We start from the raw sequence: 7,442 nt of genomic DNA, 5'->3' as shown, positions 1-7,442 counted from the left end.
CGTCCTGTTCTGGGTGCTCGGCCCGGTCATGGTCCTCGGGGCCCTGGGCCTGCTGTTCGCCCGCAAGGCCGTCCACGCCGCGATGTCCGTCGTCGTCGTGATGATCTCGCTCGCGTTCCTCTACGTCGCGCAGGACGCCGCGTTCCTCGGCGTCGTCCAGGTCGTGGTGTACACGGGCGCGATCATGATGCTGTTCCTCTTCGTCCTGATGCTCGTCGGGGTCGACGCGTCCGACTCGCTCGTCGAGACGATCCGCGGCCAGCGCTGGATCGGCCTGCTCGCCGGTGCCGGGCTCGGCGTGGTCCTGGTCGGCGTGGCCGTCCGGGCCACCTACCCGAAGGCCGCCGGGCTGCAGGCGCCGAACGCCGACTCGAACCCGGTCGGCATCGCCCGCGTCGTGTTCAGCGACTACGCCTTCGCGCTCGAGGTCGTCGGCGCACTGCTCGTCATCGCGGCGCTCGGCGCGCTCGTCCTGACGCACCGGCAGCGGCTCGTCCCGCGCATCGGGCAGAAGGAGCGGGCCGACTCCCGCGTCGCGAAGGGCGAGCGGCTCACCCCGCTGCCCGCCCCCGGCGTGTACGCGCGGCACAACGCGATGGACGTGCCTGCGCTCGACCCGCGGGGCAACCCGATCGAGGAGTCCGTCTCGCGGGTGCTCCGCGTCCGCGGTCAGGAGCAGGGCGCTCGCGTCCTCGACACCGCGGTCGGCACCCTGGTCGAGTCACCGCACGAGGCAGCCGCGCCGCCCGGAGCGGAGACGCCGGGACTGCCGGCCTTCCCGCCGGTCACGCGCGTCGATCCCGGCACGGATGCGGAGGAGGGGCTGTGAGCCTGACGAACTACCTCGTGCTCGCCTCGATCCTGTTCACGATCGGCGCGACGACGGTGCTGCTGCGCCGCAACGCGATCATCGTGTTCATGGGCGTCGAGCTCATGCTCAACGCGACGAACCTGCTGCTCGTGACGTTCTCCCGACTGCACGGCAACCTCACCGGGCAGGTGCTGGCCTTCTTCGTGATGGTCGTCGCGGCCGCTGAGGTCGTCGTCGGGCTGGCGATCATCGTGGCCATCTTCCGAACCCGCCGCTCGGCCTCGGTCGACGACGTCAACCTGTTGAAGAGCTGAGGGCCGCCGCCGTGAGCACCGTGACCACCCTGGCCCTCGTGGGCCAGGACACCATCGCCGCTGCGACGCCGGCCGGGGGCGTCCTCTCCCTGGGCTGGCTCCTCGTGGCGCTCCCCGCCGTCTCCGCGGCAGTGCTGCTGCTCGCCGGCCGACGCTCGGACCGCTGGGGCCACTGGCTCGGCGTGCTGGCGCCCGGCCTGAGCTTCGTCGTCGGCCTCGTCGCACTCATCGAGCTCCTCGGGCGCCCCGCTGCCGAGCGCGTCGTCGACCTGCACCTGTTCTCGTGGATCCCCGCGGGCGCGTTCACGCTCGACGCGGGCCTGCGCCTCGACCCGCTGTCGCTCACGTTCGTGCTGCTCGTGACGTTCGTCGGAACGCTCATCCACGTGTACTCGGTCGCGTACATGGAGCACGACGTCGACCGTCGCCGGTTCTTCGCGTACCTCAACCTGTTCGTCGCGGCGATGCTCCTGCTCGTCCTCGCGGACAGCTACCTGCTGCTCTTCGTCGGGTGGGAGGGTGTCGGCCTCGCGTCGTACCTGCTCATCGGCTTCTGGAACCACAAGACGCCCTACGCGGTCGCCGCCAAGAAGGCGTTCATCGCGAACCGCGTCGGCGACATCGGCCTGCTCGTCGCGATGATGATCATGTTCGCGACCTTCGGCGCGGTCGACTTCACGTCGGTGCACGCGGGGGTCGCGGGGGCGAGCCAGGGCACGCTCACGGCTCTCGGCCTCATGCTGCTGCTCGCCGCGTGCGGCAAGTCGGCGCAGTTCCCGCTGCAGTCGTGGCTCGGCGACGCGATGGCCGGCCCGACGCCGGTGTCGGCGCTCATCCACGCGGCGACGATGGTCACCGCGGGCGTCTACCTCATCGTCCGCTCCGCCCCGATCTTCGACGCGACACCGGACGCCCGGCTCGTCGTGGCGATCGTCGGCGCGATCACGCTGCTGTTCGGTGCGATCGTCGGTGCCGCGAAGGACGACATCAAGAAGGTGCTGGCCGCCTCGACGATGTCGCAGATCGGCTACATGATGCTCGCGGCGGGCCTCGGCCCGATCGGGTACGCGTTCGCGATCTTCCACCTGGTGACGCACGGCTTCTTCAAGGCCGGCATGTTCCTCGGCGCCGGTTCGGTGATGCACGGCATGGACGACCAGGTCGACATGCGCCGCTTCGGCGGGCTCGCGCGGTACATGAAGGTCACGTGGATCACGTTCATGGCCGGCTGGCTCGCGATCCTCGGCATCCCGCCGTTCTCCGGGTACTGGAGCAAGGACAAGATCATCGAGGCCGCGTTCATGCCGGTCGACGGGTCGCCGTGGCGTGCGTGGGTCTTCGGCCTCGTCGCGCTCCTCGGCGCCGGGCTGACCGCGTTCTACATGTCGCGCCTGTTCTTCATGACCTTCGAGGGCGAGAAGCGGTGGAGCGCGCGACTCGACGGCAGCAAGCAGCACCCGCACGAGGCGCCCAGGCTCATGACGGTGCCGATGATCGTGCTGGCCGTCGGGTCGGTCGCGATCGGCTTCGTCCTGCAGCTCGGCGGTGGCCTCACCGGCTGGCTCGAGCCCGTCACGGGTCGTGTCGACCACGAGGCGAGCTCGCCCGTGCTGCCGGTGTGGCTGCTCGTCACGCTGACGCTCGCACTGGTGATCGCCGGTGTGGTGCTGGCCTGGCGCCAGTACGCGACGGCGACGGTGCCGATCACGCCGCCGCGGGCCTCGGTGCTCACCCGCGCCGCCCGCGTCGACCTGTACCAGGACGAGGTCAACGACGCGCTGCTCGTCGAGCCGGGTCAGCACCTGACCCGGTCGCTGGTCTACGGCGACGCCCAGGTCGTCGACGGCGCGTTCGCCGGGCTCGCGAAGCTGACGGTGGGCCTCGGCAGCGTCGTGCGCAAGTTCCAGACGGGCTACGCCCGCACCTATGCCGCAACGATGCTCGTGGGCGTGGTCGTCCTCGCCGCCATCGTCCTGGCACCGCGGATCTGAGGGAGAGCACCGACCGATGACATCCTCCGGATTCCCCTGGCTCACAGCGCTGATCGTGCTGCCGCTCCTGGGCGCGGCCACGGTGTGGGCGCTGCCGAGGTCGCAGCGCCGGATCGTGCGGCACGTGGCCTTCGCGTTCTCGATCGTCGAGCTCGCGCTCGCCGTCGGCGCGCTGCTCGCGTTCGACACGTCCGCGTCGGGCACCCACCAGCTCAGCGAGACCCACGCGTGGATCTCGTCGTTCGGGGTCAGCTACGCCGTGGGCGTCGACGGGGTCGGGCTCGCGCTCGTCCTGCTGTCGGTCGTCCTGGTGCCGCTCGTCATCCTCGCAGCCTGGCGCGAGCAGGACGGCGACCTCGACCGGCTGAGGCACTACGTCGCGCTGGTCCTGCTCCTCGAGGTCTTCATGGTGGCGGTGTTCGCCGCCCGTGACGTGTTCCTGTTCTACGTGCTGTTCGAGGCGATGCTCATCCCGGTCTACTTCATGATCGGGGTCTTCGGCGGGGTGCACCGGCGCTACGCAGCCGTGAAGTTCCTGCTGTTCTCGCTCGCCGGCGGGCTCATCATGCTGGTCGGGGTCATCGCGCTCTACCTGCAGGGACCGGGCGGACCGCAGGGCTTCCTCATCGACAACCTCGTCGGCGCGGACATCCCGGTGACGACGGGTCGCTGGCTGTTCGTCGCGTTCTTCGTCGCGTTCGCGATCAAGGCCCCGATGTTCCCGGTGCACACGTGGCTGCCCGACGCCGCCGAGAACGCGCCCGCGGGCACGTCGGTGCTGCTGGTCGGCGTGCTGGACAAGGTCGGCACCTTCGGGATGCTGACGCTGTGCCTCCCGCTGTTCCCCGAGGCGTCCCGCTGGGCAGCCCCCGCCGTGATCGTGCTCGCCGTCATCTCGATCCTGTACGGCGGCCTGCTCGCGATCGGGCAGAAGGACCTCATGCGCCTCATCGCCTACACGTCGGTGTCGCACTTCGGGGTCATCGTGCTGGGCATCTTCGCGTTCACCTCGGTGAGCGTCGCCGGATCGTCGTTCTACATGGTCAACCACGGGCTCTCGACGGGCGGGCTGTTCCTGCTCGCCGGGTACCTCGTGCGGCGCCGCGGCTCGCAGAAGATCGCGGACTTCGGCGGGCTGCAGAAGGTCACGCCGGTGCTCGCCGGGCTGTTCCTGACCATCGGCCTCTCGGCGCTCTCGCTCCCGGGCATGTCGACGTTCGTCAGCGAGTACCTCGTCCTCATCGGGACCTTCGCCCGGCACCGCCCCGCCGCGGTCGCCGCCGTCGTCGTGGTGATCCTCGCGGCGCTGTACATCCTGCTGACCTATCAGCGGATCTTCACCGGCCCGGTCCGCACCGGGCTCGAGACCACGCCCGACCTGTCCGCCCGCGAGAAGTGGGCCGTCGCGCCCCTGCTCGCGATCATGCTGGTGCTCGGCTTCTACCCGGCCCCCGCGCTCGATCTCGTGCGCGAGCCCGCGAAGGCCACGCTCCAGCTGGTCGGTGTGCAGGACGTGCCAGCCGTCGGGGCCCAGACCGCCTCGGCGACCGAGGGGAGCAACAAGTGACCGGGTCCTTCACCGCGCCTGCCATCGCGTGGGCGCAGCTCACGCCGGTGCTGCTGGTGCTCGGGGCCGCCGTCGTCGGCGTGCTCGTCGAGGCGTTCGCGCCTGCGCGGCTGCGCCGCCCGCTGCAGCTCACGCTCTCGCTCCTCGCGACGGCGGGTGCGCTCGTCGCGGTCGCCGCGCTGTGGAACGGCGTGCGGGCCAACGGCGGGACCGTCGTCCTCGGCGGTTCGCTCATCGTCGACGGCCCGACGCTCATCCTCCAGGGCACGATCGCCCTGCTCGCGCTGCTGTCGATCCTCGTCATGGCCGACCGCACCGAGACGGGCGAGGACGCGTTCGCGCCCCAGGCCGCCGCGGTGCCCGGTTCGGACTACGAGGAGGTCGCGCGGCGCAAGGGCCTGAGCCAGACCGAGGTCTACCCGCTCGTGCTCTTCGCGACGGGCGGGATGCTGATCTTCCCCGCGACGGGCGACCTGCTGACGCTCTTCGTCGCTCTCGAGGTGCTCTCGCTCCCGCTCTACCTGCTCTCCGGGCTCGCGCGCCGTCGCCGCCTGCTGAGCCAGGAGGCGTCGATGAAGTACTTCCTGCTCGGCGCGTTCGCCTCCGCGATCCTCCTGTTCGGCATCGCGCTGCTGTACGGCTTCGCCGGGTCGATCCGCTACGCGGACATCGCCAAGGCGACGCACACGGTCGTCGGGCTCGACGGGCTGCTCCTCGCGGGCGCCCTCATGGTCCTGGTCGGTCTGCTGTTCAAGGTCGGCGCGGTGCCGTTCCACGCGTGGACGCCCGACGTCTACCAGGGCGCACCGACCCCGATCACGGGCTTCATGGCCGCGTGCACCAAGGTCGCGGCGTTCGGCGCCCTGCTGCGCATGGTCTACGTCGTCCTGCCGGACCTGAAGTGGGACCTCGCCCCGGCGCTGTGGGCGGTCGCGATCCTCACGATCGTGGTCGGGACGGTCGCCGGTCTGCTGCAGACCGACATCAAGCGCATGCTCGCGTACTCCTCGATCGCGCACGCGGGCTTCGTGCTCACCGGAATCATCGCGCTGAACACGCAGGGGGTCTCGTCGGTCCTCTTCTACCTGCTCGCGTACGGCGCGGCCACGGTCGGCGCGTTCGGCATCGTCTCGCTCGTCCGTGAGCGCAGCGCGGTCGTCGCGCCGGTCGCCGTGGCCGTTGGTGCGGCAGGCGCAGGCGCAGGGGCCGACGTCGACCAGCCGGCGGACCCCGCCGAGCAGGGGTCGGTGCTGGGAGAGGCGACGCACGTGTCCCAGTGGGCCGGCCTCGGCCGCACCCACCCCGTGCTCGCGGTGACCTTCACCCTGTTCCTGCTGTCGTTCACGGGCATCCCGCTGACGGCCGGCTTCACGGGGAAGTTCGCGGTCTTCTCGGCGGCGGTCGCCGGCGGTGCGACGGGGCTCGCGATCGTCGGCGTGCTGGCGTCGGCCGCTGCTGCGTTCTTCTACGTGCGCATCATCGTCCTGATGTTCTTCACGCCTCCTGCGGGCGCGGACGCCGACGGTGCCGTTCCGGCGGGTGCGAGCGGCCAGCCGACGACGACCGTGGTCGCGTCCGAGGGCTTCGCGCTCGTGGCCATCGCGATCTGCGCCGTCCTGACAGTGCTGCTCGGCGTCGTCCCGGGACCGGTTCTCGATCTTGTGACCGAGGCAGCTAAGTTCATCCCGTGACCTCCGCCGACTCGCTCCCGCTGGCCGACCCGGTGCTGGCCGACCTGCTGACGGGTCGCCTCGCGCTGGTCGAGGAGCGTCTGCGTGACGCCGTGACGCAGGCGGACACCCTCGTCGACGACGCGTCCCGCCACCTCGTCAACGCCGGTGGCAAGCGCTTGCGGCCCCTCCTGACGCTCCTGGCGGCCGAGCTGGGCGACGGCTCACGCCGCGAGGTGATCGACGCGGCCGTCGTCGTCGAGCTCACGCACCTCGCGTCGCTCTACCACGACGACGTCATGGACTCCGCGCCGCTGCGCCGCGGTGCGCCGGCGGCGCACGAGGTCTGGGGCAACCAGGTCGCGATCCTGACGGGCGACCTGCTGTTCGCGCGGGCGTCCCTGACGGTGGCCGGGCTCGGCCCGGAGGCCGTGCGGATCCAGGCCTCGACGTTCGAGCGGCTGTGCCTCGGTCAGCTCCACGAGACGATCGGCCCTCGACCGGGCGACGACCCCATCGCGCACTACCGCCAGGTCCTCGCCGACAAGACGGCATCGCTCATCGCCACGTCGGCCCGGCTGGGTGCGATGTTCGCCGGCTGCGCGCCCGACGTGGTGTCGACGGTCATGCGGTTCGGGGAGAAGATCGGTGTCGCGTTCCAGCTCGCCGACGACGTCATCGACCTGACCTCCGACGGTGCCACGACGGGCAAGACCCCCGGCACGGACCTGCGTGAGCGCGTCCCCACCATGCCGGTGCTGCTGCTCCGCGAGCTCGCGGCCGGCCCGTCCGGCACGGCCGCCGACCGCGACCTCGTCACGCTTCTCGACTCCGACCTGTCGAGCGACCCTGCGCTCGAGCAGGCCGTCGCGGCGCTGCGGCGGCACGACGTGGTCGAGCAGACGCGTCGGCAGGCGACCGCGCTCGCGCACGAGGCCGTCGCCGAGCTCGACCCCCTGCCTGGCAGCGCGGCCAAGGACGCGCTGGTGTCGTTCGCCGCCTCACTGGTCGACCGCGCGTCCTGACGGTGCCCGCCGACCTGCAGCGCCGGACGGCGCACACGCCCGAAGGACCCGGCGCGCGGCGTCG

At 71.2% G+C, this 7,442-nt stretch carries 6 protein-coding genes; all 6 read left to right on the top strand.

The genetic code is table 11. The features are described from left to right. The coding region (locus VFW79_RS01685) for an NADH-quinone oxidoreductase subunit J (RefSeq protein ID WP_329675580.1) at positions 1–829 on the top strand (829 nt) is incomplete at its 5' end. Beyond that, positions 826–1,125, top strand: a complete 300-nt coding sequence (nuoK, locus tag VFW79_RS01680) for an NADH-quinone oxidoreductase subunit NuoK (protein ID WP_109130800.1) — start codon at positions 826–828, stop codon at positions 1,123–1,125. The genes VFW79_RS01685 and nuoK, both read left to right, overlap by 4 nt. A gap of 53 nt (positions 1,126–1,178) precedes the next feature. Then, the gene (gene nuoL / locus VFW79_RS01675; protein ID WP_329675581.1) at positions 1,179–3,116 is read left to right on the top strand and encodes an NADH-quinone oxidoreductase subunit L; all 1,938 of its coding nucleotides are present in this window, start codon (positions 1,179–1,181) and stop codon (positions 3,114–3,116) included. A 16-nt stretch (positions 3,117–3,132) separates the two neighbouring features. Then, positions 3,133–4,683, top strand: coding sequence for an NADH-quinone oxidoreductase subunit M (locus tag VFW79_RS01670; RefSeq protein ID WP_329675579.1), 1,551 nt, complete (start codon positions 3,133–3,135; stop codon positions 4,681–4,683). Beyond that, a complete protein-coding gene (gene nuoN, locus VFW79_RS01665) occupies positions 4,680–6,374 on the top strand; it encodes an NADH-quinone oxidoreductase subunit NuoN (protein ID WP_329675578.1) in 1,695 nt (564 codons plus the stop codon). The genes VFW79_RS01670 and nuoN overlap by 4 nt, the downstream gene beginning before the upstream one ends. Next, positions 6,371–7,378, top strand: coding sequence for a polyprenyl synthetase family protein (locus tag VFW79_RS01660; protein ID WP_329675577.1), 1,008 nt, complete (start codon positions 6,371–6,373; stop codon positions 7,376–7,378). Before nuoN ends, VFW79_RS01660 begins: the two co-directional genes overlap by 4 nt. Positions 7,379–7,442: the final 64 nt, after the last annotated feature.

The organism is Cellulomonas sp., assembly GCF_036279715.1.
GTDB lineage: Bacteria > Actinomycetota > Actinomycetes > Actinomycetales > Cellulomonadaceae > Cellulomonas_A.
The sequence above is the reverse complement of the archived record's forward strand: the minus strand, read 5'-3'. Positions and strand labels throughout refer to the sequence as shown.